This is a genomic window from Pararhizobium sp. P1_E7 (assembly GCF_056405855.1).
Map to the genome: position 1 here is coordinate 1 of NZ_JBFUBH010000193.1, position 1,892 is coordinate 1,892.

Consider the following 1,892-nt stretch of genomic DNA (forward strand, 5'->3'; position numbering starts at 1 on the left):
GGGCGGCGGATTTCGACACCGCCGAGACGGAAGATACCCGGCACCTCGAATTTCAGCAGACGGCGTTCAGCCTGCAGGAAGCGATGGGGCATCGGGATGTGCATCTTCACGACGTCAGGCGTCCGGCGGTACGCGACCATCCGATGCGTGCCGCCTGCGCCGAGGTTTTCGAGGCCGAAGACCGCCCGGATCGTGAGCGGGCGACCGGTCCGGATTGTGTAGATGTTGGCCCGCTGGATATGCTCCAGAATGGTGGTGGTCATGGTGGCGTCGAGACGCTTGGTCGCGATCAGCGCATAACGGTCCTGGTCGAGGAGAATGGTGTCGGCCTGCTCGATGCCGTTCGAAGCGGTGAAGATGACGCTGAGAACATCGTTGACGTCCTTGAGGATTTCATCGGCCGTCTTCGTGGTCCAGGTTGCCGTGCCGCCGGCGCCGTTCGCCGCGGTGAGCGCGGTGACGGATACCGTGTTGAGGAGACCTGTCATGCCGAGCTTGGAGCGACCGAGGAAAGCCACCCCATCGACGAACTGCTCGTACTTGCGCTTTGCTGCGTCGGCACGGTCATTCGTCAGGGCGATACCATAGGCCTGAGCGTGGCCCAGCTCCTGCAGGTTATAGCGATAACCAATACCTGCCATGAAGACACGGCTGTTGCCGTTGTCGAGCTTGAAGTCAACGAACGGGATATCGTCGCCATCCGCCGAAAACTCGCTCGCCTCGCCGACATCATCGCCCATGGAGAAAAAGTCGATCGCAGTCGTCCACTCGGGCGCCGAGTTATCGACCGGTACGAGTTCCCGGTATTGAAAGTCCGGGTACTCGCGCTTGTAAATCACGGGCTCAATGTAGTTCTGAGCCGTGCGCAGGAAGTTCAGCGCCAGTGCGGGCGCGTCAGTGGTGAACATGCTCGTTCTCCTTACTTGGTGACGCCAAGGCGGAGACGCGCGAGCTGGTTGATACCGCTCGTGACGCTTGCCCATTCGGCATTTTCGATGAGTTGGTTCGCCGAAGAGTTCGACACGTTGGTGAACGTGCCCGTCGGCGTCATGTAGACCGGGTCGCCCTGGGCAACAGCGACAAGCGCGATAACCCAGATGGAGCCGGTCTTGCGCACGCTGAGCTGATCGTAGGGCTTGAACACCTCACCATTGGCTGCCGGAACGGTGCGGTCGGCGATAGCGACACCGGCGAACTTTCCGAGCGCCGCCGGCAGCTTCACCGTGTCTTCAATGGTGCCGAAGATCACACCGCGGCCGAACGGGACATCGCCCGAGCCTGCCTCGACGATGGCGGAGATGTTCCAGCCAGGCTCAGTGGTGGCGATCATGCCGGGATAACCGGCCGGCGTGTCGCGCGAATAGGATACGGTCGGGAAAGCCATTATGCGTTCTCCTTCTGAGTGCCCATCCAGGCGTTGGCGTCGCGCGCCAGCATCTGCCGGTAGGCGGCGTCGGAATCATTGGGGTTGCCGTCCTGCGCTTTGAGGCCGCCCTTGACGACGGTTGCGAACGGATCGGCGGCGCCCTTGGCGGCATCCTCGACCAGGAGGTCAAAGCGGGCGTCGATATAGGCGTCTGCCTTGCCAGCCACAGCGGCGTCACCGATCTTGGCGACGACGACAGCCTTGCGAATACCGGCGTCCGTGAGACCTTCGGTCTTGACGTCCTTGGCGATGGTCTTGGCGACCGCAATCAGGTCGGCGCGGGCCTGAACCTTCTTGTCGAGATCGGCATCGGACAGAACCTTGGCCTTAGTGGCGTCGAGTTCGGCGTCCTTCTTGCCGATCTCGGCATCCTTGGCGGCCAGAACCGACTGGTGCGCGGTTTCGGTGGCGGTGAGCTTGGCGACAGCATCGGCAAGCCGGGTCTGCAGCGTGGTGATGACGATCG

2 protein-coding genes and 1 pseudogene are annotated in these 1,892 nt (G+C 62.3%); all 3 read right to left on the reverse strand.

Annotated features, from left to right (window positions below):
* A partial coding sequence (locus tag AC1D17_RS28800; RefSeq protein ID WP_477568612.1) for a DUF2184 domain-containing protein occupies window positions 1-908 on the reverse strand: 908 nt, incomplete at its 3' end.
* A gap of 11 nt (window positions 909-919) precedes the next feature.
* Entirely contained in the window at window positions 920-1,384 is a 465-nt protein-coding gene (locus AC1D17_RS28805; protein ID WP_477568613.1) for a structural cement protein Gp24, read from the reverse strand.
* Window positions 1,384-1,892, reverse strand: a pseudogene (locus AC1D17_RS28810) (DUF2213 domain-containing protein); the annotation flags it as partial. The pseudogene AC1D17_RS28810 and the gene AC1D17_RS28805, both read right to left, overlap by 1 nt.

Excerpts from the sequence above, each read along its gene's own strand:
- AC1D17_RS28805 (WP_477568613.1), bottom strand. The coding sequence starts at position 1,384 with ATGGCTTTCCCGACCGTATCCTATTCGCGCGACACGCCGGCCGGTTAT.